The sequence below is a fragment of the Gluconobacter aidae genome, assembly GCF_009547075.1.
In the GTDB taxonomy this organism is placed as follows: Bacteria; Pseudomonadota; Alphaproteobacteria; order Acetobacterales; family Acetobacteraceae; genus Gluconobacter; species Gluconobacter aidae.
In genome coordinates, this window is the sequence record NZ_WIPH01000032.1 from 1 (window position 1) to 24,614 (window position 24,614).

Annotated in this window: 22 protein-coding genes; 7 read left to right on the forward strand and 15 right to left on the reverse strand. The window is 63.0% G+C overall.

Going from position 1 to position 24,614, the window contains the following annotated elements:
- The 4 genes from GFJ39_RS11300 to GFJ39_RS11315 form a co-directional block, all read right to left on the reverse strand.
- On the reverse strand, nt 1-326 hold a 326-nt coding region (locus tag GFJ39_RS11300), incomplete at its 3' end, for a hypothetical protein (protein ID WP_194285360.1).
- A gap of 706 nt (nt 327-1,032) precedes the next feature.
- Nucleotides 1,033-1,542 (reverse strand): cupin domain-containing protein, encoded by a 510-nt coding sequence (locus tag GFJ39_RS11305; RefSeq protein ID WP_153431434.1) that lies wholly within the window; start codon nt 1,540-1,542, stop codon nt 1,033-1,035.
- Nucleotides 1,539-2,102: a VOC family protein gene (locus GFJ39_RS11310; RefSeq protein WP_194285361.1), complete on the reverse strand. Its 564-nt coding sequence runs from the start codon at nt 2,100-2,102 to the stop codon at nt 1,539-1,541. The genes GFJ39_RS11305 and GFJ39_RS11310 overlap by 4 nt, the downstream gene beginning before the upstream one ends.
- Before the next feature lie 111 nt (nt 2,103-2,213).
- Nucleotides 2,214-4,802 carry an MMPL family transporter gene (locus tag GFJ39_RS11315; RefSeq protein WP_153431435.1) on the reverse strand — a complete coding sequence of 863 codons (2,589 nt, stop codon included), beginning with the start codon at nt 4,800-4,802 and terminating at the stop codon, nt 2,214-2,216.
- A gap of 80 nt (nt 4,803-4,882) precedes the next feature.
- Here GFJ39_RS11315 and GFJ39_RS11320 point away from each other — a divergent pair, with 80 nt between their 5' ends.
- Entirely contained in the window at nt 4,883-5,470 is a 588-nt protein-coding gene (locus GFJ39_RS11320) for an IMPACT family protein (RefSeq protein WP_153431436.1), read from the forward strand.
- Nucleotides 5,471-5,568: 98 nt separating this feature from the next.
- Nucleotides 5,569-7,245, forward strand: coding sequence for an alginate export family protein (locus GFJ39_RS11325; RefSeq protein WP_153431437.1), 1,677 nt, complete (start codon nt 5,569-5,571; stop codon nt 7,243-7,245).
- A gap of 6 nt (nt 7,246-7,251) precedes the next feature.
- Here the strand turns inward: GFJ39_RS11325 and GFJ39_RS11330 are convergent, their stop codons facing one another.
- The 10 genes from GFJ39_RS11330 to pspA form a co-directional block, all read right to left on the reverse strand.
- Nucleotides 7,252-9,234, reverse strand: a complete 1,983-nt coding sequence (locus GFJ39_RS11330; protein WP_153431438.1) for a glycosyltransferase family 4 protein — start codon at nt 9,232-9,234, stop codon at nt 7,252-7,254.
- 20 nt (nt 9,235-9,254) lie between these two features.
- Complete coding sequence (locus tag GFJ39_RS14290; protein ID WP_228391917.1) at nt 9,255-9,419, reverse strand: hypothetical protein; 165 nt, start codon at nt 9,417-9,419, stop codon at nt 9,255-9,257.
- A 161-nt stretch (nt 9,420-9,580) separates the two neighbouring features.
- Entirely contained in the window at nt 9,581-10,987 is a 1,407-nt protein-coding gene (radA, locus tag GFJ39_RS11340; RefSeq protein WP_153431439.1) for a DNA repair protein RadA, read from the reverse strand.
- Between the two features lie 169 nt (nt 10,988-11,156).
- The gene (locus tag GFJ39_RS11345) at nt 11,157-11,363 is read right to left on the reverse strand and encodes a hypothetical protein (RefSeq protein WP_153431440.1); all 207 of its coding nucleotides are present in this window, start codon (nt 11,361-11,363) and stop codon (nt 11,157-11,159) included.
- Nucleotides 11,360-12,175 (reverse strand): ABC transporter ATP-binding protein, encoded by an 816-nt coding sequence (locus tag GFJ39_RS11350; RefSeq protein WP_153431441.1) that lies wholly within the window; start codon nt 12,173-12,175, stop codon nt 11,360-11,362. Before GFJ39_RS11350 ends, GFJ39_RS11345 begins: the two co-directional genes overlap by 4 nt.
- Nucleotides 12,172-12,957 (reverse strand): MlaE family ABC transporter permease, encoded by a 786-nt coding sequence (locus GFJ39_RS11355; RefSeq protein WP_325062925.1) that lies wholly within the window; start codon nt 12,955-12,957, stop codon nt 12,172-12,174. The genes GFJ39_RS11350 and GFJ39_RS11355 overlap by 4 nt, the downstream gene beginning before the upstream one ends.
- Before the next feature lie 71 nt (nt 12,958-13,028).
- Nucleotides 13,029-14,396, reverse strand: coding sequence for a GIN domain-containing protein (locus GFJ39_RS11360; protein ID WP_153431442.1), 1,368 nt, complete (start codon nt 14,394-14,396; stop codon nt 13,029-13,031).
- Between the two features lie 3 nt (nt 14,397-14,399).
- Nucleotides 14,400-15,749: a head GIN domain-containing protein gene (locus tag GFJ39_RS11365; RefSeq protein WP_153431443.1), complete on the reverse strand. Its 1,350-nt coding sequence runs from the start codon at nt 15,747-15,749 to the stop codon at nt 14,400-14,402.
- Nucleotides 15,746-15,991 (reverse strand): envelope stress response membrane protein PspB, encoded by a 246-nt coding sequence (gene pspB, locus GFJ39_RS11370; RefSeq protein ID WP_153431444.1) that lies wholly within the window; start codon nt 15,989-15,991, stop codon nt 15,746-15,748. The genes GFJ39_RS11365 and pspB overlap by 4 nt, the downstream gene beginning before the upstream one ends.
- 25 nt (nt 15,992-16,016) lie before the next feature.
- Nucleotides 16,017-16,700 carry a phage shock protein PspA gene (pspA, locus tag GFJ39_RS11375; RefSeq protein ID WP_153431445.1) on the reverse strand — a complete coding sequence of 228 codons (684 nt, stop codon included), beginning with the start codon at nt 16,698-16,700 and terminating at the stop codon, nt 16,017-16,019.
- Between the two features lie 114 nt (nt 16,701-16,814).
- Between pspA and pspF the strand changes: the two genes are divergently transcribed.
- From pspF to GFJ39_RS11400, 5 genes are all read left to right on the forward strand, one after another.
- The gene (gene pspF, locus GFJ39_RS11380; protein ID WP_153431450.1) at nt 16,815-17,867 is read left to right on the forward strand and encodes a phage shock protein operon transcriptional activator; all 1,053 of its coding nucleotides are present in this window, start codon (nt 16,815-16,817) and stop codon (nt 17,865-17,867) included.
- Nucleotides 17,868-18,135: 268 nt separating this feature from the next.
- Nucleotides 18,136-18,816, forward strand: coding sequence for a phosphoadenylyl-sulfate reductase (locus tag GFJ39_RS11385; RefSeq protein WP_153431446.1), 681 nt, complete (start codon nt 18,136-18,138; stop codon nt 18,814-18,816).
- 80 nt (nt 18,817-18,896) lie between these two features.
- Nucleotides 18,897-19,691: a sulfate adenylyltransferase subunit CysD gene (gene cysD / locus GFJ39_RS11390; protein ID WP_153431451.1), complete on the forward strand. Its 795-nt coding sequence runs from the start codon at nt 18,897-18,899 to the stop codon at nt 19,689-19,691.
- Nucleotides 19,692-19,693: 2 nt separating this feature from the next.
- Complete coding sequence (gene cysC, locus GFJ39_RS11395; RefSeq protein WP_153431447.1) at nt 19,694-21,574, forward strand: adenylyl-sulfate kinase; 1,881 nt, start codon at nt 19,694-19,696, stop codon at nt 21,572-21,574.
- Nucleotides 21,575-21,797: 223 nt separating this feature from the next.
- On the forward strand, nt 21,798-23,204 hold the full coding sequence (locus GFJ39_RS11400; protein ID WP_153431448.1) for a sugar porter family MFS transporter: 1,407 nt from the start codon (nt 21,798-21,800) through the stop codon (nt 23,202-23,204).
- A gap of 9 nt (nt 23,205-23,213) precedes the next feature.
- Here GFJ39_RS11400 and GFJ39_RS11405 read toward each other — a convergent pair whose 3' ends face one another.
- Nucleotides 23,214-24,539: a UDP-glucose dehydrogenase family protein gene (locus tag GFJ39_RS11405; protein WP_194285362.1), complete on the reverse strand. Its 1,326-nt coding sequence runs from the start codon at nt 24,537-24,539 to the stop codon at nt 23,214-23,216.
- Nucleotides 24,540-24,614: the final 75 nt, after the last annotated feature.

The following is a 24,614-nucleotide window of genomic DNA, read 5'->3' on the forward strand; positions in this document are numbered from 1 at the left end:
AGCGAAGTTCCGGCCATGACATTTGTCAGGCGTGTCTGGGACAGACGTGTACCGGTGACCGTAACGACTTCAGCCGCATCTGAAGCTTCCGTTCCCTGCTGCAGCACCTTTCTGTTCGACTGGGTTGCCGGAGCAGTTGCTGTCGCGGTTGCGGCAGTGGCTGCCGGAGCTGCGACGGGTGCAGTTCTGGCTGTCGTGGCAGCCTTCGCCGGAGCCTTTTTCCTGGCTGCGCTCTTGTGAGCGGAAACGTGTTTTGCAGGTGCGGTCGTGCTGGTCTGGGCGTGCGCACTGACACTTGGCAGGACACTGTAGGAAATGCCCGCCATCAGGAACATCCGGACAACCGTCCGGGGCGCAGGTGTGCGTCTTTTCAATGAATGTTGCACAGAGGTGGTCATCGCGGCCGTGGCCCTTTCTCGAATAAGGTCGCAAGAAAGTTTTGTATCTATGGCCACATTTTCATCGGAAATCGAAACGGTACGCAATCATTTTGCTACAAAAACGCAACATGCATGTCACATGTCATGAAAGGCGTTGCGCTTATGTCACATTCTGGTTTTGTGAGAGATGTGTCAAAATAATTCATGAATAAAATACAAATAAATAATAAAATAAAAGTTTATCATACGCATAATTTTGAAAGTAAATAACTAAAACAAAGTATAAAAACTAAAGTTATTTTGGATTAATTTTCTTATTTTGCATTTATTGCGGATTATTTATTTTTGGTTGCATTTTATATTTATTTTGTTGTTATTTTTATTTCAATTCAATCCCTCACGAAATAATCGAATTATCATCTATAAATCCGGGAAATGTTACTGAGTCACGGTTTGTCACGGTGTCTTTCTCAGGTTGGCCTCAGCACTGATTGTCTGAAAACCAGGAGAAAATTGCTTCAGATAGATTTTTCGCGAATGATCGACGAAAATCGAGTGTTGTTACCTGATTGTACATCATGTTGCAGTTCCGTTCAGGCCGAAGGGGTGGACCGCTTCACGCCTGAACGGAGATGCGATTTGTCCTGAAGCCTTAATGAAAGCGGCAGGGCTTATCCACGGTCGGCTGTTCGTCGGTCTGGATGACCATCAGTGTGACGGGGCCGTCACCGATATTGCCGGCGAAATGACCGATATGCCCTTTTGCGTCCCTGCGGCTCATCTGGTCCTCGCCCAGAGAGACGTCGCCGGGACCCATGACGACTTTTTTTCCGTCCATGGCCATAACGTACCAGGACCCCTTCAGCGGAATGATCCACTGGACTTTCGGATCGGGGTGCCAGCTTCCGTCCCAATGCGCCGGCTGCACGGTGGAAATGATGTGCGCATTGCCCTCATGCACATGATCCTGCCATTGCGGCCCGGCAGGTTTGGACATGGTTTTCAGGTCGTAATCATGGAACGCGCAGCGGGTCATGTGGCTGACGCCGTCATGATCCGTCCAGTTGTGCCAGTACCAGGCTGTCGGCGGAGCAGGATCGGCAGCGTGGGCACTCCCGGAAACGGCGAGCAGCATCGCTGCCACAGGAAGAAAACGGATCATGCGTCTGATCCTTGATTCGGGGTGGCACGCGGGGGCGGCTGGTAGCGGTCCATGGGGGCGATGTCGTTGAAGCGTTCCTGATGGGGGGTGCAGACCAGTTCCACGATCATGCCCCAGGGCGTGCGGCCGTAGCAGAACATGTTGCCCGGCGCGGCTTCGAGCGAGGGCTGGCCCTGCGGTTCGGTCAGGAGCGTGCCGCCCGCTTTCCGGAAACGGTGACAGGCGGCATGGATGTCATCGACATAGACGGCGAAATGCTGAAGGCCCCAGTCACAGGGACGTGCGGCCTCTCGCTGGTCCGGGCCCTCCATTTCGAAAAGTTCGATTCCCGGCCCATGCCCCAGCGCCATCATGCACATCTCGATGACGGCGGTGCCCTGCGGCAGGCCGAGGATCTTTTCCGTCTCCGGGCCTTTCTGAGGCTTCGTGCGGGTGACATTGCGGTAGAGGGCGACCGCGCCGAAGGCTTCCTCAAGAAAGCGGATGGCGGCGTTAATGTCCGGGACGGTGACGCCGACATGGTCGATGCCACGCGGCAGACCTGAATGCTCTGTGTTCAAGGGGAGATCCTCCGTTGCAAAAGATATCAACCCCTGAGGAAACGCACGGTTGCCAGAATGTGTGTCACATTGCTGCAAACCATGTCAGCGGCCGGCGGACCGTGCCCTGGGTCAGGCTTCGTCGATCGGACGCTTGGGCAGCAGGGCCGGAACGAAGACCATCGTGCAGAGCAGCGTGCAGCCGAGCGACATCAGCAGCAGCCGACCCATGCTGGCCGTGCCCGGATGACCCGAGCGAGCGAGGGAGCCGAAGGCCGTGGCGGTCGTCAGGGCCGAGAACAGCACCGCGCGCGCCGTCGGCGACGTCAGCGGACCCTTCACGCCTTCGCGCCAGTTCATCACGAAATAGATGTTGAACGACACGCCCACACCCAGCAGCAGCGGCAGGGCAATGATGTTGGCGTAGTTCAGCGTCTCCGGCACGGTGACGACCAGGATGACCGTCAGGAGTGCGGACATCAGCAGCGGCGCCATGACGAGGGCCGCGTCCAGCAGGCGGCGCAGGACGACCAGCAGGATGATGGCGATCATGATGAGCGCGCAGATGGCCGCGACCGTGAAGGCATGGACGATCGTGTTGGCGCTCTCCGTGATTTCCATCGCAGGGCCGGCAACGTCCGGATTGACGGAGCGCAGTTCCCTGACGAAGCGGTGCAGCACCGGCGTTTCGGACATCTGGCCCTTGGGATGGATGGTCAGACGGGCGCGACCGTCCGGCAGGACATAGTCCTGACGCACATCCTGCGGGATGTTCTCCATCGTGACCGGCGTAGGCTGAAGCGCCATCCGCAGCATCGACAGTTCGTCCGGCAGGAACCGCGTCAGGGACGTGCTGGCCTGAAGCAGCGTAGTGTCGGATGCTGTGGAGAGCGTGTGCAGCGCCTGACGGATCTTCTCCAGAGGGGGCGGGAGCTGATCCTTCACGGCATCGAGCTTCTGCGCGGCCGTAACGGCGGCGGCGCGGATGGCCGCGGCGTCCGGCGCGGGTGCAGGGTTGGCCACAGTGATGGTCGGCAGCAGGATGGAGGCCGTGTCCTCGATCATGGCCAGCTTGGCCTTCTGGTCATCGGGAACCAGAGCGCCGAGCCACAACACGTCATGCACGCTCGGCAGCTTCGAGAACGCCGCGGCCTGCCGGGCGGCTTCCGTCAGGTTCGGGGTCAGGACCTGCGCGCTGTAAGGCGTGGTGAGCGGGTTGGCTTCCAGCAGATGGAGCGCGCGCATGCCCTCGGTGTTTGGGTCCTTGGTGTGCAGCGGATCGGCGTCGAACTTCAGGAGCGGCATGAGGGCCAGCCCCACGATTCCGAGCAGTGCGAAGACGCCGACGACCTTGTGCCGCTTGTGACGCAGGAATGCGTCTGCGGGGGCCATGAACGCGAATCCCGGGGTGCCGTTGCCCAGTTTCGCATGGAAAATGGACAGCAGGGCCGGCAGCAGCGTCATGGTGCAGAAGAAGGCGATCAGCATGCCGAAGCCTGCGATCAGGCCAAGCTGCGCCACGCCGATGAAGCTCGTGGGATAGAACGCCAGGAAGCCCGCGGCCGTCGCGAGGGCTGCGACAAGGATCTGTGCGCCGCTTTCCTGACCCGTCAGGATGATGGCGTCATACAGGGACGGGTGTGAGCCGTCCGGATTGCGCTGTCCGCGCAGGCGCACACTGTACTGGATGGCGAAATCGACGGCGATGCCGACGAACAGGATCGCGAAAGCCACCGAGATCAGGTTCAGCTCACCGACCGCCAGAGCCGCAAAGCCCGTCGTCAGGAGCAGACCGCTGATGAGGGTCAGCAGGATGGGAATGATGACGCGCGGGGAGTGGACAGCGAGGATCAGCCAGACCGCCACGAGGACGAGCGAGATGATGAGGCCCAGCACCATGCCGTGCGCGACGGTGGAGAACTCTTCGTCCGACAGCTTCACTTCACCGGTGATGATGCCCGTGACTTGTTTCGTTTTCACGAATTCGAGATTGTTGATCGCCTGCCGCATGGCGGTTGTGGCACCCTCGCCGGGCTGGAAGGAGCTGTAATCCAGTCTGGGCTGTGTGACGACGAACTCGTACTGTGTGCCGAGCTCCGCCAGCTTGCCGATCAGCAGGTTCTGCCAGGACATATCCTGCGGATGGCCGTTTGCTGCTGCGGTCAGGGAATTGGCGAAACCGTCCAGTGCGCCATTGAAGCCGCTCGGGATACCCTGTCCGGCCTTGATGCCTTCGCCGATCAGGCCGAGCGCGCCAAACAGGCCACGGGCGGACGGATCAGCGGCCAGCGTGCCGAGGAAGGGCTGTGCGGAGACGATCGAATCCAGCAGCGGTTCCAGATCCTTCGTATCGAGGAACAGGAATCCGTGGCTGTTATAGAAGGCGTTGTCGCCCGGCAGGCTGACCGTCTTGAAATGCGTATGGTCCTGACTGAGCGTCGCGGCGAGTTCGCGCGCGGCCGCGCGTCCCTGTTCGGGGATGCGGCTGTCGATGATGGCGACGAGCTGGTTGCTGTCCTGCGGGAACAGGCGCGTCAGCTCCATGCTCCGCTTTTTCCACGGCAGGCTGTTGGCAAACATCTTGCTCGTGTCCGTCGTCACGCTGATGCGTGTGACGCTCAGGGCAACGCTGGCGGCACAGAGCAGTGCGAACAGCGCCAGAACGAGGGGCGCACGACGCGCGCAGACGGCGTTCAGCCGACCGGTCAGATCCGAAAACATGGGGGCTACCCTTAACAGAACGGGCAGCGTTTCCCTACCCCATCCTGACATTTCGGCGATCCTGATGCAGAAGGAAAGCCATGACATGGACTCTGCCCGGCCCCGCGACCTACGAAAGTGTGATTCGGAACAGTGTTTTCCGGGCTTCTGCCGCCCCGGTGGAAGATGAAGCTGCCGCCATGGCCTTCTTTCGCGAGGTGGCGGTCCTGGATGCGACCCATAACTGCTGGGCTTTCAAAACGGGCCAGCGCTTCCGGTGCAGCGATGACGGAGAGCCGGGGGGCACGGCGGGGAGGCCGATTCTGTCCGCCATCGAAGGGCAGGATTTCGACAATGTCATGATCGTTGTGACGCGGTGGTATGGTGGCGTGCAGCTCGGGGCCGGGGGGCTTGTCCGCGCCTATGGCGGCGCGGCGTCGGCCTGTCTGCGCGAAGCGGACCGGATCGAGCGGATCGAGACCGTGTCCCTGCGCTTTCACTGCCCGTTTTCCAGCTTTGCGATGGTGGAATCGAAGATCGAAGGCTGGCGTGCGAACCGGACGGAATGCGGGTTCGACGCCGAAGGCGCCTGGATGACGCTGGCGGTGCCACTGGACGACGCCGATGCCATCACGGACTGGCTGCGGGATCTCACCCGTGGACAGATGGGCATCACAAGGTCAGATTAACACTAATAATAATAGTTTATATTATTTAAAACTATTGAAATTGATGTTTTATTGGTTGTGCATGATGCTCGACGAACCCCGCATGGAGTTTTCAGGGCATGTCACGTCCTCACGTCAACCGTCCCCGGCCCGTTTTTGCCCTGCTGATGCTGGAGGTCTGCGCCTGGGGACGGGTTCTGGCGGCCGAAGCGCCAAAGACGGTCAAGGCGGTTCCCGTGACGGAAGAATGGATCCACGTCCCGTCCACGGAACGTCCGCCCATTCAGAACTATCCTCATGCCGGTGTCGTAGGGCAGCCGCGTCGTGTGGTGGCCAGTCAGAACCACGCGCCGCAGGGGCGGCAGGGGCCGTGGGGCGTCTTCAGCTACGGCAACGGCGAATCAGCGGGTTTCGGCCCGGTCGGCCGCTATGGTGTGGCCCCCTGGGCTGAAGACTGGAGCTTTCTGCGCGATAAAAGTCGTCGGGATGATCCGTTCGATCCGCTTAAGTTCATCGCATTGAACGATGCGGGAACGACCTGGCTGTCCTTCTCAGGCGAGACGCGCTTGCGGAACTGGTCTGAGGAGACACCCTTTCTGGGAAAAAAGGGTAACAGCAATTCCGGCCGGTTCGGCGTGCGGAACCTCTACGGCGCGGACCTGCATCTGGGCGAGCATGTGCGACTCTTCGGACAGCTTATCAACGCCGATGCCGGGGGCTGGAGAGGCTTCGGCTACAACAGCACCTATCGCAAGCGGCTGGATCTCCAGCAGGCTTTCATCGAGTTCAAGGGCAGGCTCGCAGGGGCGCGGACGGGCTTCATGTTCGGTCGCCAGCAGTTCCTCGATGCGCCGTCTTACGTTCTGTACAACCGCGAGACTCCCAACGTGCCGCTGTCATGGAATGGTGGGCGCATCTATGCGATCTGGCCCGATATCCGCGTGGATACGTTCGACTTCGTCCAGACCAGGACGGACGCGACCCTGATGTTCCACGACACGGAAGATTACGGCACGCGCCTGTATGGCGGAGACATCACGGCTCTGGTGCCGCGTTTTTCCATCGGTGGCGAGACGGTCCATTCGTTTCTGGATATCTTCTATTACGGATACCGCTATGGCGGCAGCCTGTCGGTCGTGCCGCTTGCCTCGGGGGCGATGAAAGGCACGTCTTCACGCGGGAATGTCGGCTTCCGCTGGTACGGCACCGCCGCGTCCTTCGAATATTCGTTCGGCGGCCTGTATCAGGACGGGACGTTCCAGAAATCGGGAAGCGAACGCAAATTTTCGGTTCAGGCTTATTCGGTCAACACGATCGTGGGGTACCGGCATACGCCCTCGCCCCTGCATCCGTTCATCGGCGTTCAGGCGGATCTGTATTCCGGCGGTGCCAACGGAACGGACGGCCCGGTCCGGACCTATATGGCCCCCTTCAACCCGCAGACGAACTATCTGGACACCACGACCTACATCCAGCCGTCCAACCTCGTGAGCCTCTCCCCGGTTCTCAGTATCACGCCGTGGAAAGGCTTTGCGAGTATCCAGTTCAAGGTGCCGTTCATGTGGCGGGAGAACGCGGATGGCGCGATCTGGAACTCGTCCGGCCCGTACACATTCTCGAAAACCTATCACGGCGGTTATATCGGCGTGGTGCCGCAGGCGTCTCTCAAGCTCCAGCTCAACCGGCATCTGAGCTGGCAGATCTACGGCGCGCGTTTCGTGGCCTCGAACGGCCTTCATGCGGCAGGTGGCGGAAGCGGCAGCTACGTGCAGTCCAATGTGATTTTCAGGTTCTGAGGCGCGTCAGTTCAGAAGGCCCGGGTCCCCATTCTCGGGGGCCTGAAAGACCGCGGGCAGAGGCGGTGAAAGAGCCGCGAGGACGGCCGCCCGCGAAAAGCGCGTTCTGAGCAGTTTTCGCCCGACCGCAACCTGCCTGCGGGCGGTGGCCGGGTCCAGACATGCGACGATCCGCTCCACGAATGCAGACGGCGTATCGGCAATGCCGTCCCGCCATGTCCGGTCATCCGGGTTCACCAGTCCTTCGGCGGCGATCGTGGTCATGACGACGGGCAGACCGACAGCCCAGGCTTCAAGAACCTTGCCCTCGATCCCCGCGCCGAAACGGAGCGGCGCCACGCAGAGGGAAACATCCGCCAGAGCATCGTCCGAAGCACCGGCCAGATCGGGGACGGTGCCCACGATCTCCACATCCTCCGCCGCCAGCGTATGAACGGCATGAGGTATGGCGCTCCCGATCAGGCGGCACCGAACTCCCGGAACGGCCTCCCGCAGAAGCGGCATGATCGCCAGAACCAGCCATTTCGCCGCATCCAGATCGGGTTCATGCGTGAAATGCCCGACAAAGGCGATGACAGGGTCCTGCGGGGGCCTGCGTCTGCGGGACGACACGGGGACATCCCACGGAACGACATGGATATTCGCGGTGGGAACGGTCCGGCCAAGGCGCCGTGCCTCCACGGAAGAGTGGGTCAGTACGAAATCCGCCAGCCAGGCGCACATATTTTCCCGGACTTCAAGGCGGCTGGCAAAGCGTTCCAGTTCCGGGCGCGATTCGACGGCGGCCTGACGGTGAAGGCGCAGGGACGTCAGGTCCGCGACGCTCCAGATCAGCGTCGCGGCGGGAGCAAACGCCCGCGTGAGCGCCGCATAGCTTTCCGCGTTGTTGAGGCGGTGCAGATAAACCACCTCAAGCCTTTCGCCCAGTCGTCGGAGCGCTTCTTCGGGGCAGGGGAAAACCGGGGGCATCAGACAGTCGATTTCCAGATGCTCCAGCCGTGCGCGATCCCGCTCGTCCGGCGGAAAGCGGGAGGCCATGAAACAGCACCGATATCCAAGGTCACGGGCGGCCTGGATATGGGACAGGAAGGCGACCGAACCGGCATCCCGCGCCGGATCGGGCGCACGGTCATCGACAAACAGAGCCACCGGACACGGCATCGGGACACCGACCGCTTCGGCTCCGGTCTCGGACGGTTCATGCCCCAGACGTCGCGCATGCCGGATTTCCATGCGCTCACGAAGGGCCGTCACGTCCGCGCCCTCCCGCGTCCGGAGCGCGCTGGCTTCCGAGACCAGAAACGCCAGGGCTTCCGCCCGCGCACTCGGCGTGTCCAGCCCGCACAGAATGCCGGAGACATGGTCTTTGAGTTCGGCGGACAATGCACCCGTTCTGCGCAATGTGTGCGGTGTGCCGAAGCGCTCCTCGCCGTGGCGGAGTTCGATGACATGATCCGTCAGGGGGTCGATCGCGGCTGTAAAGGCATGGTGAAAGCCGTGGCGTCCCGTGCCGAAGCCCGCATCGCGCAGATCCGCGCGGAAACGGTTGGCCGCGATGCGCCCGACGGGTCTGTCGTCCACCCAGACCGTCAGCCAGACAGTCCGGTCCGGGTTGGCGCTGTCCCGGACCCAGCCCGCGATGTGATGGTGGTCCGCGACGTCGATCGCCCCTTCAAGGGAGGCGGGCAGCGGCGGAATCCGAACCGGCGAGCCATTCAGGGGCCGGTCTTCCCGCGCATCCGTGAACTCGATCAGCGCTCCTTCATGCGGCAACGGAAAAGGCCATGCCCTGCTGAACGCACAGCAGCCCTGTCGCGCCGTTCCGGCAAGATCTGCGCGGAATGCGTCGGCATCCGTTTCATCCACCAGTTCGCCATCGACCCGCACCTGAATCCGCACGGGCACGTCCGGTGTGGCGAGATCAATCGCCCATCCGGCAAAGCGTTCACGGTCGCAGACGTCGACATAGCCGACAAGAGGAGCTGTCAAGGCGAAGGATATCCCCGGGTTCAGGCCGCACTGACCTCTACGGTCCCGTCTTCCAGACGTCCGGCCCGGAGACACAGCCGCCGGTGAATGACCTCAAGCTCCGCACCCTCCTCAAGGCGTGAGGCGCAGCAGCGTGGCGGCCGGGGAGGAGAGTCGGGGGTAAAGGGCCGCGTAATCACCGGCATTATGGAACATTCCACGTGAGCCGTCATCAAGGAAAGTTTCAGACGGCGCGCCTTCAGCCAGCAGCAGATTGTGGCTTTCAAGCTCGACACGAATGTAGCGGATCGGCTCCGGATACGCGATCCGAGGAATGGATTTCCCGTTTACCTGGATTTTGCTCCAGTTATTCCTGATTCGGTTTTTCCGTGAAAAGTCCGACCAGATCCGTCAGATGCCCGATCTCACGGAGTTTCAGTCCTGCGGGCGGTTTGACCCGTGCTGACGCCGCAGAGACCCGACGGGGCAGGATTGCTTCGCCAAAGCCCAGCTTGGCCACTTCCTTCAGGCGCAGATCGGCCTGACTGACCTGCCGGATCTCGCCGGACAGGCCCACTTCGCCGAAATAGGCGGCGTTGGGGGATGTCGGTGTGCCCGTCGCAGCCGAGACAAGTGCCGCCGCCACAGCCATGTCAGCCGCAGGTTCGTTGACCCGCAGTCCGCCGGCGATGTTGAGATAGACATCCATATTGGCCAGCTTGAGTCCGCAGCGCGAGTCCAGCACGGCCATGAGCATGTTCAGCCGCGACGTATCCCAGCCCACGACAGCCCGACGAGGCGCGCCTTCCCCTGCCTTTGGGGCGAGCAGCGCCTGAATTTCCAGCAGGACAGGCCGCGTGCCCTCCAGTCCGGCAAAGACGGCTGACCCCGCGATATTGCCGCGCCGTTCCGCAAGGAACAGCGCGGACGGGTTGGGGACTTCGGTCAGACCGATATCGGTCATGGCGAAGACGCCGATCTCGTCCGTCGCGCCAAAACGGTTCTTGGCCGCGCGCAGAATGCGGAACTGATGCCCGCGATCACCCTCGAAATACATGACCGCATCGACCATGTGTTCCAGAACGCGCGGCCCGGCGAGGGAGCCTTCCTTCGTGACATGCCCGATCAGGATCAGCGCGAAACCGAGCGTCTTGGCCAGCCGGATCAGCTCAAACGCACTCGCTCGGACCTGTGAGACAGACCCCGGTGAGCTTTCCACACTTTCCAGCCACATCGTCTGGATGGAATCGATCACCACGACCGTATGGGCCCGGTCCTGCTCCAGCGAACCCACGATTTCACCGACATTGATGGAGGCTGCGAGATCCAGCGAGTCCAGCATTTTCGGATCGCGGTCCAGACCCAGCCGCTGGGCGCGGATGCGGATCTGGTCCACCGATTCTTCGCCCGAAACGTACAGGACGCGATGCCCCGACCGCGCCAGCGCGCAGGTTGTCTGGAGCATAAGGGTGGACTTGCCGATGCCCGGATCACCGCCAACCAGCACGACGGACGCCGGGACAAGGCCGCCACCCAGAACGCGGTCCAGCTCGGCAATGCTGGTCGTAATGCGCGGGGGCGGGCGCGTTTCGCCATCCAGCCGGACGGTTTGCAGACGCCCGGAACCCAGCTTTCCGGTCTTGCGGGCCGTTGGTTCGATCGTCTCTTCAACCAGCGTGTTCCACTCGCCGCAGGCTTCGCACTTCCCGTTCCATTTCGGAGAGGTGGCGCCGCAGTTCTGGCAGACATATCGCGTGGTCGGCTTTTTGGCCAAGGCGGGTCTCACTGGCTTGAGGGGGAACAGAGCCACTATATAGGGAGTGTTCCGGCCTCGATCCAGCCGGGGCTTTGCCCCGGACCCCACCAAAGGTCGAGACCTTTGGAAACCAGATCAGGGTGCAGGGATCGAGATCCCTGCCGGGTCCGGGCAGAGCCCGGAATCCCTACTCCTGCGTCCGCAGGATCAGCCGCGCCAGAAGCCGCGACACCACAATAATCAGCAGAAATCCGAGAAGCTGAAGCACCATGTTCGGATGGGCGGGCTGATGGCGGAACAGGATGAACAGCAGCGGCAGGGCGATCAGATAGCTCAGCCCGATGCGTTTCCAGATGACGGAATCGGTTTTCGGAAAACGGGGCAGCAGGCTCATTTGCGCAGCTCCATGGTGATGGGGCCTTCGCGTCGGCCATGGGTGAACTGATCGACCATGGCATTGCCGGAATGCATGAGTTCAGACGCCTCGCCCTGCCAGATGAGCCGCCCGTGATAGAGCATGGCCGCGCGGTTTCCGATCCGCTGGGCCGAGGCCATGTCATGGGTGATGGCGATGGCGGTGGAGCCGAGCTTCTGCACGCAGTCCACGATCAGCCCGTCGATCACTGCCCCCATGATGGGGTCCAGCCCGGTCGTGGGTTCATCGAAGAACATGATGTTGGGACTCCCGGCAATGGCGCGGGCCAGACCGACGCGCTTCTGCATGCCGCCTGAAAGTTCGGAGGGGCTGAGATCGCCGACGGACGGGTCCAGCCCGACCTGTTTGAGCAGGTCCCCTGCCATTTGCAGGGCCTGCGCGCGGGACGGGGGGGCGCCGTTACGGTCGGAATGTTTGGCGCGGATGCCGAAGGCCACGTTCTCGCCGACGCTCATGCTGTCGAACAGGGCGGCGTTCTGAAACAGCATCCCGATCTGTCGGCGCAGGGCCTCCTGCCGGGAGCGCGGGGCCGTCAGAAGGTTTTCACCGTCGATCTCGATCGTCCCGGCGTCGGGTTCGATCAGGCCGAGGATGCAGCGCAGCAGGACGGATTTGCCGGAGCCCGAGCCGCCGATGACAACCATGGACGTGCCAGTCTCGACATCGAGATCCACACCATCAAGCACGATCTTGGAGCCGAAAGCCTTGTGCAGGCCACGGATGCGGATCTTTGGGGTGGCCGGGGGAGTGCTTACGGGGGGAGTGCTCATTGTGAGAAGAACAGATCCGTCAGGAGGTAGTCGAACAGCAGCAGCAGGATGGACGCGCCAACAACGGCCGCCGTTGTTGCAGCGCCCACACCTTCCGCGCCGCCCCGGCTGTTATAGCCGTTGTAGCAGCCCAGAAGCGCGATCAGGAATCCGAATACCGCCGCCTTCACGAGACCGACGACGACATCCATCGTTTTGAGCGAGTTCAGCGTGGCCGTGATATAGGTCGAGGGCGAGAAGCCGAGCTTGGCGACCGAAACCGTGAAGCCGCCCATCACGCCCAGAATGTCGGCCACCAGCACGAGGCAGGGCAGCGCGAGCGTCCCGGCCAGCAGGCGCGGCGTCACGAGATATTTCATCGGGTTGGTGGAGAGCGTGGTGAGCGCGTCGATCTGGTCGGTCACGCGCATGGTGCCGATCTGCGCGGACATGGCCGCACCCACACGCCCGGCGACCATAAGCCCGGCCAGAACCGGGCCGAGTTCGCGGGTCACGGCGAGGACGACGATCCCGGCAATGGCGCTCTGCACATGGTACTGCCCGAAGCCCACATAGGACTGGAGCGCGATGACCGCGCCCGAGAACAGCGCGGTCAGGGCCACGACAGGCAGGGAAAAGAATCCCGTCTCGATCAGGCTGGAGAAGAAGATTCGCCAGTAGAACGGCGGACGCACCAGATGCGACAGCGCCTCCAGCGCGAACAGGGCCAGCGCGCCTGCCTGCCGGATAAGGCCGAGAGCGGCACGGCCAAGGGTCGCTATGGGGTCAAGAACGGCATTCACCCTTCAGCCCCTACCCTGCCAGCATCCTGACGTCAAAGTTTCCGTCGTCCGTATCCTCTGCCTGGGGCGGTTCAGGCGCGGCGTCCGTCAGCCCGTTCAAGGTCCCGGAACTGCCGTTCCAGACTGAAATCGGGTGATGTAACGAATTGCTCCATCAGGCCGAGCCGGCGCTCCATCCGGGCCAGCCGGTCCTGAAGCCGTGCCAGCGGATGACCCGGCGGGACGGAGCGGGAGAAATCCTCGGCCGGTTCCGGCGGCTGGCGGCGGAAACCCGTCAGGGCATCCCGCATCACGGCCGTGGTGGTGGCAGCCGGAGTATCCCGCCCTGCGGCGCGGTGCCGGGACCAGCTTCGCATGCCTGCGGCATATCCCGCAGCGGCTTTGTCCAGCGTGGTCCGGAACGGCAGGACGCCCGTCCGGCGATAGCGCCGGAAGAGGCGCACGGCCCAGACGATCAGGGCAATTTTCAGCAGAAGGCCGATCAGTCCGTGGCCGCCGGAGTGATGCCGGGTATGGACAGGGGCTTCGGAATCCTCGTCCGAATTCCCGAGCTGGACATGGAAGCTGTTAAAGACCTTTCGCGCCGTATCGGACAGGATCGCGGACGGGTCGGGTGTGGCGGAGGTCGTGATCCGTGCGCCCGAGTTTTCGGTCACGGAGATCGTGCCGGAACCGAGCGGGCGTTTCTTCAGCGTCTCGCTCACTTTCTGAAGCGTGATGTCACCGCTGCCCAGGAGCGTCACATCCGCATCGCGCGTGCGCGTGTTCAGCACGATATCGGCCGAGCCGTAATCCCGGACCGTCAGGACATCCGTATCGCCCGGGCCGATCCGGATGTCGCCCGAGGACATGGCCGTCAGGTTCACACTGGCGGCGGCGATACTGTCGATATGCAGGTCACCGCTGGCAAGGTTCTGTACGGTCAGCCGACCCGTGACATGCCCGACCGAGACCGTCCCCGAACCTTCCATGTTCAGGGTCAGGCCAGCGGCCTGATCGACCTCCAGGTCGCCCCGTCCTGTGACGGCCGTCACCTCACCGTTGACGCCGCTGATGCGATACGTCGTCAGGTTGTTCCGGGGAGACAGGATCTCGATACCGGTCTGCGCCGGGACCATGACGACGGCATTGTCCTGTGTGGAACAGTCCCGCGCGGATGTCGTGAAGATCAGCCGGTCCCCGTGTTTCTCCAGACTGCCGCTTCCTGAAACGATATGGGCGTTTTCTCCACCCACGATGGACAGGCGGTCCAGGCATGTTGCGGGGACCACCAGCGTTCCGGAAGCCGCCAGCGGAGCTTCCAGTGAAGGCGGCGCGGGAGGAGCCGGTGGTGCCGGGGGCATGACCGCCGGTTCTGCGCGGGCCGATCCCGGAAGGGCTGCGATGCCGCATCCCAGAAGCGCGATCAGGGCAAGACGCGCAGGCAGGGGCTGGCGCATGTCTTATTCTCCCTGTGAACCGTTCTGTGAGCCATTTCCGGCAGCCGGGGGCGTGACCGTTGCGGGGTTGGCCAGTGTTGGGGCGACCGGTGCTGGAGTGACCGGGGTCGGGGTTACAGGGGTCGGGGTTGCGGGCGTCGGGGTGCTGGGAGCCGACGTGCTTTCCGGCGCAGGCGTGACGGTCGGCTTCGCGGGTGTTTTGCTGTGCTGTGGCGCCGGAGCGGCAGGCGATGTCTGCGGCGCCGTGAGCGGTGTGGATGCACTGCCGAATGTCGAAGGCGTTGCAGGCGCTGCCGCAGCGGGCACGTTTGCGACCGGAGATGTCGTAACCGGTGCATTGTCCGGCTGGGCGACTTTCGCGGAAGGCGTGGCGCTGGGGGCCTGCGGCACGGCAGGGCTTTCAGGTATGGACGGCGCCGTCGGTGCGGGAACCGGTGCGGGCGTTGGAACGACCGGTGTCGGGACGGCTGGGGCTGCGTCCACTCCTCTGACGGGGGTCTGAACCGGGGTGGACGGCAGAGGGACAGGTGTCGCTGGGACAGGCAGGGCGGCGGGCGGTGGCGGTGTCGGACGGTAGATCACGCCGTTCGGCGCGCCGACACGCACGGTGCCTTTGCCGGAGCGCACCATCGGTCCGGATACCGATTCGATATTGACCTCGCCCGTCCCGTTGGCCGCGACGGTCGCGACGGTCGCATGACCCAGAATGGTGGCACTGGCCTGATCGGCCGTCACCAGCGTCAGGGCGTCGATGCTGCTGCCGGAAAGGGTCATGGTCGCGTTCTGCGTCAACTGCGCCGAGAGGGCCGCGAGCTGGGCCGTGTCGGCGGTCAGGGTCGAGGTGCCCGACGCTACGATCTGGGCCGCGCGCTCCAGGGATTTGATATGGACGCTGGAGGCACCCTGCATGTTCAGGTCCAGTGACTGCGTGTCCTCGATATCCATGGTCGTGGAATCGAGGCTGGCATCCAGCGAGGCAAGCTTTCCCGTGATGATGAAATGCGTGTCGTGGCTGTCATGGATGGTCAGGCCGGTGCTGGGGGAAATGCTGATCGTCAGCTTTCCGTTCGGCGCGCAGGCCTTCGTGGCGATGGAGATGCGGCTTTGCGCTTCTTCCTTGCCGGTGTGCATCGCAACCTGGGTCATGCTGCTCGAATCAAGGGTCGCCCCGTCCTTCATGGCGGGGTCGACCACGACCCTGACCTGTCCGGTGCAGGGAACGGACAGATCCAGATCTTCTCCGGACAGGGTCATCCGTGCGGCATGGGCCGCGGGCGTCAGCAGGGCCATGCCCGCCAGCAGGGCCAGAAGCGCCGGGCGGCGGCCGGACAAGAAGACGGGGCGGCGTGTCATCGTGCGTTCCTTGCTCTCCAGCCCGGGATATCCTCGTCGAGGATGCGTTCGAGCTGGTCGATCCTTTCTTCCAGACGCGTAGCATGCGCTTCGGCCTGTGTCAGGGCGGCCTGAAGCATGGGGTCCGGTTGCGTCCGATCGACCGAGCCGCCTGCGTAGGAGCGGAACAGACGAAAGATCAGCATCGGGATGAAACCGAAGATCAGGATGATGGCAACTAAGCCACAAATGTCATCAACCATAAATCAAACTCGCTTTCCGGGCATATCAGGCGTCGTTCTTCTTCCCGGACACACGGCGCTTGAGGGCCTCGAACTCGTTTTCCACGACGGCATCGGTTTCAAGGGCTGCGAGTTCCTCCTGAAGTGTGGGGTGGCCGGTGCGGCGGCCCAGATCATACGCCTCCGCCTTGCCTTCCAGTTCATCAAGAGCGCGTTCCACCTGATCGAAGCGGTTCAGAGTGTCGTCGATGCGGGTGTCATAGAGCTTTTCGCGGGTTTTCAGGCGGCCCTGTGCGGTCCGTGCGCGGAGGGAGAGCGCCTTTTCGCGGGATTTGGCATCCGCGAGCTTGGCCTGAAGCTTGGAGATGTCGTCGTTCTGCTGGTCCAGCCCGTCGGAAATCTGGGCGATCTGCTGTTCCAGCGCCTCGCGGGACTGCTCCACGCTGTGGCGGGCGGCGAGGGCGGCCTTGGCCAGATCGTCACGACCGCGCTCAATGGCAAGGCCGGCCTTGCGGTGCCACTCGTCTTCCTCATGCATCATGGTGCGGACGCGGCGTTCGAGCTGCTTGCGTTCGGCAATCGTGCGGACGGCCTGACTGCGGACCTCGACCAGCGTGTCTTCCATTTCCTGAATGACCAGGCGGATCATTTTCTGCGGGTCCTCGGCTGTGGCGAGAATCGCATTGAGATTGGAGTTCACGATATCGGCGAGGCGAGAGAAAATACCCATGATGCTTTCCTTCCTGTTGAAGAGACTTAGGACAGAATGCCTGCCCTTGTCAGCGATGCTGTTTTGAGGGTGTTATGAACTGAAGACCGAAACAGGGGCGTGAGAGACCAGAAAATGGCGAGAAGCACCGATATGGACGAGGTGCCGACCCCGATCGGGCGGGCTCCGGCATTTCTGGAGATGCTGGATCAGGTCTCCCGCCTTGCGCCCCTGAAGCGGCCGGTTCTCGTGATCGGCGAGCGCGGGACGGGCAAGGAACTGGTGGCGGCGCGTCTGGCCCTGCTGTCGGACCGCTGGGACCGGCCGCTGGTGAAGCTCAACTGCGCGGCCCTGCCCGAAGCGCTGCTGGACAGCGAACTGTTCGGTCATGAGGCGGGCGCCTTTACGGGTGCGCAGAAGCGTCGCCTGTCGCGCTTTGAGCGGGCGGACGGGGGCACGATGTTTCTCGACGAGATCGGCACCGCGTCTCAGGCCGTGCAGGAAAAACTGCTGCGGGTGATTGAATACGGCAGTTTCGAGCGTGTGGGGGGCAGCGAGACCATCCGGGTGGATGTGCGGCTGATCGGGGCGACCAATGCGGATCTGCCCGCCATGGCGCGGGAGGGGCGGTTTCGGGCGGATCTGCTGGACCGGCTGGCCTTTGATGTCGTGAATATTCCGCCGCTGCGCGCCCGTCCGGAAGATATTCCGCTGCTGGCCGGGCATTTCGCCACCCGCATGAGCGCGGAGCTGGGGCGGAAGGTGTTCGCGGGGTTCACGGAGCGGGCGCTGGAGCGGTTGCAGGCCTATGACTGGCCCGGCAACGTCCGTGAGTTGCGCAATGTGGTGGAACGCAGCGTTTACAGGATGGACCGGCCGGAAAAGGCGCTGGACGAGATCGTACTGGACCCGTTCGTGATGCCGGACTGGCAGAGTGTGCAGATTCCGCACGTGGCGGCTGCGGCTGCTCCGGCGGAGGGAGCGGTACCGAGTTTTCCGCGTGACTTCGATGCCGATGTCCGGACGCATGAGCGCGCTTTGCTGGAAGCGGCTCTGCGTGAGGCACAGTTCAGCCAGCGGCGCGCGGCGGATCTGCTCGGCCTGACCTATTACCAGTTCCGCCACCATCTGCGGCGGCATGGTCTGGCCGACAAGGAGGCGCGGAAGGCGCTTGGCGTGAAGGAGTGAGGGCGTGTCCATGAAACCCTCTGATGCAGGAACCGTGCCAGATGAGGTTTCGGACAGGACTTTCGAGACTGGAACGTCTTTCGGCACATTCAAGAATGGCGTTTTAAGCCATTTTGTATGATTTAAAGCCAATTTGTATGGTAAATAATTAAGACGAAACAAAAAGGTTATATCAAATAAAATAGTTTATTTTTGGATGATGTGCGCCTATGTCTCTGGCAGGCCGCCTGAGCGGTCGGACTGATCTGGGTGCAGGCAGGTGCAACACATGTCTCTTTCACGGACGGAACTGGATCATCTTCGGCAGATCCCGGAAGACCGGATCTTGCAGGAGACGCTGACGCTGCTGCGCGGGCGAGTTGCTGTTGTCTCGTCTTTCGGGGCGGAGTCGGCGGTTCTGCTGGATCTGGTGGCGCAGATCGATCCGTCCGTTCCGGTGTTTTTTCTGGATACGAAGCGGCATTTTCCCGAAACGCTGGAGTATCGCGACCGTCTGGTGCGCAGTCTGGGTCTGTCTGACGTGCGGACACTTTCGCCCACACCAGAGGCGCTGCATGACCGCGATCCGCAGGACCAGCTTGCCGCGTTCGATCCGGATGCGTGCTGCGCGCTGCGCAAGGTCGAGCCGCTGGATCTGGTGTTGCCTGATTTCGATGTCTGGATCACGGGGCGCAAGCGCAGCCAGTCTGCGACACGGGCGGCGCTGCCGGTTCTCGATCCGCAGCCTGATGGCAGCGTGAAGCTCAACCCGCTGGCGGGCTGGGGGCCAGAGAAGATCGAGGCCCAGATGCAGCGCCGGGACCTGCCGCGGCATCCACTGGTTGCAAAAGGTTACACCTCGATCGGTTGTGCTCCGTGCACAAGGGCGGTCAAGGATGGTGAAGATGGACGGGCGGGCCGTTGGGCCGGTCTGGCCAAGACGGAATGCGGCATTCACAGGCCGGCATGACTACGGAGCGGATAATGACGCAGACACCGATCCTGTCGCGGGATCAGGCGACCACCACAAGCTTGGCGCAACCACGCATCATGGATGATCTGGACCAGCTTGAGGCCCAGAGCATTTTCATCCTGCGCGAGGCCTATCGCAAGCTGAAGCCCCTGTCCCTGCTGTGGTCGCTGGGCAAGGACAGCAACGTGATGGTCTGGCTGGCGCGCAAGGCGTTCATGGGGCATGTCCCGTTTCCGGTCATGCATGTCGATACCGAGAAGAAATTCCCGGAAATGTATGCCTTCCGCGACGAATACACGAAGAAGTGGAACCTGGACCTGCTGCTGGGCTACTGCCCGCCGGTTGAGGAAATCGACCCGTCGCTTCCGCCCGCCGCGCGTTCCGCCGCGCGCAAGACGGCCGGTCTGGCCGCGATGATCGACAAGCACAGGTTCCGGGGCGTCATTGCCGGTATCCGCCGTGACGAGCAGGCGACGCGCGCGAAAGAGCGCGTGTTCAGCCCGCGCGGTGCGGGGCATCGCTGGGACGTGCGCAACCAGCCGCCCGAGTTCTGGGACCAGTATGCGACGCCGTATGAAGACGGCATGCATATCCGCGTCCATCCGCTGCTGTCGTGGCGGGAGATCGACATCTGGCGCTATATCGAGCGCGAGGGTATTCCGCTGGTGGACCTGTATTTCGCGAAAGACGGCAAGCGCTATCGCTCGCTTGGCGATCAGGACATCACCAATCCGGTTGAGAGCACTGCCTCCACCGTGGCGGAAGTGATTGCGGAACTGGAAACCAGCCGGACTTCCGAACGCGCCGGTCGTGCGATGGATCATGAATCCGAGGACGTGTTCGAGCGCCTGCGTGTGGCGGGGTATCTGTGAAAATGGGTGACAACATCGTGACCGAGAGCTTTTCGGAAACCCACCGCGCCGCAGCGACGCCCATCGTCATTGTCGGGCATGTCGATCACGGCAAGTCCTCGCTGATCGGGCGTCTGCTGTATGACACCGACAGCCTTCAGGACGGCAAGCTGGCGCAGATCGTCGAGAGCAGCCGCAAGCGTGGTCTGGCGGTGGAGTGGAGCTTTCTGCTGGACTCGCTTCAGATCGAGCGCGATCAGGGCGTGACGGTTGACTCCACGCGCATTCCTTTCCGCCTCGGATCGCGGGATTTCGTGATCGTCGATGCGCCGGGCCACCGCCAGTTCCTGCGGAACATGATTACCGGGGCCGCCGATGCGGAGGCCGCCGTGCTGGTCGTCGATGCCAAGGAAGGTGCGCAGGAGCAGACGCGGCGTCATGCCATGCTGCTGCGGCTGATCGGCATCCGCCATGTGATCGTGCTGCTTAACAAGTCCGACCTGCTGGAGTTCGACGAGGCGAAGATCGTCAGGGTCGAGTCCGACGTGCGCCAGCTTCTGGGGCGTCTGGAAATCGAGGTCGAGGCGGTTGTTCCGGCGTCCGCGCGCGATGGCGATAACATTGCCAGCCGTTCCGAGCGGGCGCTCTGGTACAAGGGGCCGACGCTGGTGGAGGCTCTGGCCAATGTGCCGCCGCCGGCTTCGCGTGCGGCGCTGCCATTCCGGATGCCGGTGCAAGATGTCTATCGTTTTGACGGCGTCCGTTATGTGGCGGGCCGGATCGAGCGTGGGACCGTCCGTGCAGGCGATCGTCTGGCGATTGGCGCGCAGGGGCAGGTCGCAACCGTGGTGGAAGTCTGCCGCTGGCATGCGCCGGAACTGCCGGTCGCGGGTGCGGGCGAGTCCATTGCGCTGCGTCTGGAGCCGGATCTGGTGCCGGATCGGGGCGATCTGCTGTTCCCGGCGGATGACAAGGCTGCGGCGCCTGAGCGTTCGGCCCGGATCCGCACGCGCCTGTTCTGGCTGCGTGGCGAGCCTTTGCGCGTGGGTGAGAGCTTTACGCTGCGTCTGGCCACGGCCGAGCATGATGTGACGGTGGCCTCCATTGATGCCGTGGTTGATCTGGAAGACCTGACCCTGCGTGAGGGTGACAGCGTGCCGCCCGACGGGTTTGCGGAAATCACACTGGCGGCGTCCCATGCCGTGCTGTTCGATCCGTTCTCGCCGGGATTTGGGGACGGACGCGGTGTTCTGGTGGATCGTTACCAGCGCATCGTCGGTGGCGCGCCGCTGATCGGTCCGGCTGAACTGGCGGACGGCGAACATGCCATTCATCCGACGGCCAGCCGTGTGCCCGCGGCCCGTCAGGTCCAGACACGCGGTCACAGGAGCGGCGTGTTCTGGCTGACGGGTCTGCCCGGTTCGGGCAAGAGCACGGTGGCGCGGGCGGCCGAGCTGGCGCTTTCGGAGCAGGCGATCAACGCGACCGTTCTGGATGGGGACACGCTGCGGGCCGGGCTGTGCAGCGATCTTGGCTTCTCGCCGGAAGACCGTCACGAGAACATCCGCCGTGCCGCGCATGTGGCGAAGATCCTGGCCGAGAGTGGGCAGGTCGTGATCGTGGCGCTGGTGTCTCCGCTTGAGGCGGACCGGACGCAGGCGCGGCAGATCGTGGGCGGGAACTTCCATGAAGTCTTCGTCGATACACCGCTGGAAACCTGCGAAAAGCGGGACCCCAAGGGGCTGTATGCGGCGGCGCGTTCGGGAAAAATCCCGGAGTTTACGGGCGTTTCCGCGCCTTATGAGGCGCCGGTATCGCCGGAACTGCGTCTGGCCGCGGATCGTCCGGAGCAGGAGGCCATCAACACCCTGACGGCGTTCATTCTCAGGCTCGTCCAGCCATAGGATTGTAATCTCCTTCGGGAATAACGTCAGGCCCCCTTTCTCCCGTGGAAAGGGGGTTTTTTCTTCCTGTCGCCTCAGGAACGGGCGGGAGAGCACACGAGAAAGTTCACGATAAAAACGAAAGTCATAACTTTTATGATGTTACTTTCCTATTGTGGAGCGTTAAAGCAGGCAGATCGTCTCATGAATAACGGCCTGCGGCTTCGCGGTGGAAGGTTTCACGATGCAGAACAGGAACGCGTTCCGACGGCTGAGCGGAAATGCTCTGACGAATTTTATCGCGACCATCTCCGCCACGGGCGGACTGCTGTTCGGATACGATACCGGTATCATATCCTCAGCCCTGCTCCAGCTTCGCGAACAGTTTCATCTCGACACGCTGGGCGCGGAAGTGGTGACGTCGGCTATCATTCTCGGCGCGCTGATGGGGTGTCTCGGCGCGGGTGGTATTTCCGACCGTATCGGACGGCGGCGGACGGTGATGATCGCGGCGGCGCTGTTTCTGATCGGAACCGTGGTGGTGTCTGCCGCACAGAGCGTGGCGGTCCTGATCCTGGCGCGGCTGATCCTTGGCCTCGCCATTGGTGCGGCGTCGCAGATCGTGCCGATCTATATCGCGGAAATCTCGCCCCCCGAGCGGCGCGGACGGCTGGTCGTGGGGTTCCAGCTTGCCGTGGTGTCCGGGATCACGATTTCCTTCATCACGGGCTATATCCTGCGTGAGTCGACCTGGCGGCTGATGTTCGGGATCGGGATGCTGCCTGCGCTGATCCTGTTTCTCGGCATGGCGTTCCTGCCCAACAGTCCGCGCTGGCTGGCGTTGAACGGCCAGACCGAAGAGGCGCGGATGGTCCTGCGCCGGGTGCGTGTGTCGGATGAGGCCGCCGATCGGGAACTGGATGAAATCCTTGAAAACCATGACGTTCAGGCACCCTGGTCCGAACTGGCGAAACCATGGGTGCGTCCCGCGCTGATGGCGTCCGTGGGTATTGCGCTTCTGTGTCAGTTCACGGGTATCAATGCGGTCATGTATTACGCGCCGACGATTTTCGCGGATGCGGGTTTCGGACAGGACTCCGCGCTGCTGACCTCGGTGGCCGTGGGTGTGGGCATGGTCTTTGCCACCGTATTCGGGGGATGGGCGGTCGATACCTGGGGGCGGCGGACGCTGCTTCTGCGGATGCTGCCGGGAGCCGTGGTGGCGCTCGCCGTTCTGGGAACGGCCTTTGCGATGCACCTGACCGGGGGGCTGGGCGCATGGATCACGGTCGCTGCGGTGATGGCCTATACGATTTTCAACACGGGCAGCCTGTCGGTCGCCATCTGGCTGGTGGGGGCGGAGGTCTATCCGCTGTCCTGCCGTGGCAAGGGCATGAGCCTTGTGGCGGGCAGTCACTGGGGGGCGGATCTGATCATTTCCCTGACGACGCTGTCTCTGGTGCGGATGCTGGGAGCGGGGTGGACGTTCTGGATGTTCGCCGCCGTCAATGCCTTCGCGTTCTGGTTCGTGCTGCGTTATGTGCCCGAGACGAAGGGGCAGTCGCTTGAGGAACTGGAGCGGCGTCTGCGGAACGGGACATTCGCTCCGGTGGATCGCGCGGCGGCCCGTGCCGAAGCCAGGGTCCAGTGAAGCGGGTTTTCAGGGACGACCGATCGAGCGGTAATCGAACCCGGCCTCGCGCATGAGGTCGGGGCTCCAGATATTCCGAAGATCCGCGATGGCGTTGCCGCGCATCGCGTCCCGCAGGCGATAGGGATCGAGGGCACGGAATATGTTCCACTCCGTCAGGACGACCACGATATCGGCGTTCTGTGCGGCCGAGAGGGCGTCGGTGCAGTAGCGCACATCCTCCGGCAGGAGCGCGCGGGCGGCGTCCATGCCTTCGGGGTCGAAGACCTGAAGGGTCGCGCCCTCCTCATGCAGGCGGGCGAGGATGGGCAGGGAGGCCGCTTCCCGCATGTCGTCCGTATCGGGTTTGAAGGTCAGGCCGAGAATGCCGACCGTTTTGCCTTCAAGGGTTCCGCCCGCCTGTGTGATGATGCGTTCGGCCATGCCGGTTTTGCGGGCTTCGTTGATCGCGACTGTGGCTTCCACCAGTTGTGTGGGGGCGCCGGCGTCCTGTGCGATGGCGGTCAGGGCGCGGGTGTCCTTGGGGAAGCAGGAGCCGCCATAGCCCGGTCCGGGGCTGAGGAAACGGCTGCCGATCCGCTGGTCGAGGCCCATGCCGCGGGCGACGTCATGGATGTTGCCGCCGACTTTTTCGCACAGATCAGCCATTTCGTTGATGAAGGTGACTTTCATCGCGAGAAAGGCGTTGGCGGCATATTTGGTCAGTTCCGCCGTTTCCAGATCCGTCAGGACGATCGGGGCCTGAATGGCCGTGAGGGGGCGGTAGAGCTGTTCGATCAGGCTCTGCGCGCGGCTGCCGCCATCCGGGCCGGAGCGGTCGATGCCCACGATGACGCGGTCCGGGCGCATGAAGTCGTCGATCGCGTTGCCTTCGCGGAGGAACTCGGGGTTGGAGGCGACGTCGAAGGTCAGGTCCGGGCGGGTCTGGCGCAGGATGCGGGCGACTTCGCGGCCCGTGCCGACGGGGACGGTGGATTTCGTGACGACCAGAAGGTCCGCCCGGGCGGCGCGGGCGATTTCTTCGGCGGCCGCATAGACATAGGTCAGGTCCGCATGGCCGTCGCCGCGTCGGGTGGGGGTGCCGACCGCGATGAAGACGGCATCAGCGTTACTCATGGCGGCGCCGAGATTATCCCCGAACGTCAGGCGGCCGGCGTCGACATTGCTGGTGACAAGGGCGTCCAGCCCCGGCTCGTAGATGGGAATGCGACCGGCATTGAGGGCCGCAAGCTTTTTCGGGTCCTGTTCCACGATGGCGACGTCCGCTCCGAACTCGGCGAAGCAGGCACCCGAGACGAGACCGACATATCCGCCACCGACCATTGCAATACGCATTCCTGGACCCTCTCCTTTACGGTCCGACGTGCATAGCCGGGGGCAGGATGGGGTGCAAATCCCGGCGCCTCAACG